The sequence below is a fragment of the Robertmurraya korlensis genome (assembly GCF_023715225.1).
Taxonomy (GTDB): domain Bacteria; phylum Bacillota; class Bacilli; order Bacillales; family Cytobacillaceae; genus Robertmurraya_A.
In genome coordinates, this window is sequence record NZ_JAMBNS010000082.1 from 1 (window position 1) to 473 (window position 473).

Annotated in this window: 1 protein-coding gene; it reads left to right on the plus strand. The window is 37.4% G+C overall.

Features of this window, described 5'->3' with window-relative positions; translation table 11 throughout:
• Positions 1 to 202 (plus strand): 50S ribosomal protein L7/L12 (rplL, locus tag M3175_RS25915; RefSeq protein WP_251524565.1); only part of this gene is annotated, 202 nt, incomplete at its 5' end.
• Between the last annotated feature and the right edge of the window lie 271 nt (positions 203 to 473).

The following is a 473-nucleotide window of genomic DNA, read 5'->3' on the forward strand; positions in this document are numbered from 1 at the left end:
CACCGTTGTATTAACTGGCGCTGGCGACAAGAAAGTAGCTGTTATTAAAGCAGTTCGCGAAATCACTGGCTTGGGCTTAAAAGAAGCTAAAGACCTAGTTGAAGGCGCACCACAAACAGATAAAGAAGGCGTAGCGAAAGCTGAAGCTGAAGAATTGAAGAAAAAATTAGAAGAAGCAGGCGCATCAGTAGAATTGAAATAATTCTCGCACTTAAGTTTTCTAACCTTCAAAAAGCTATTATTGCACTTGCAATAATAGCTTTTTTTTATTATAATCATTCTCTTGACCTTTCGTGTCTGATTGAATATAAGATGGCACACGCACCAAGGACAGAATTGTTCCATGCAAGTTAGAAAGTCTGGTAATGCGTAAAAAACTTTAGCTAAATACCCCAAAGGTGTTTGGCTTTTTGTCGTCTCTACAGTTTTTGTTTGTATCGATTTTATATTATAGCGCTGATTGGGTAATACAT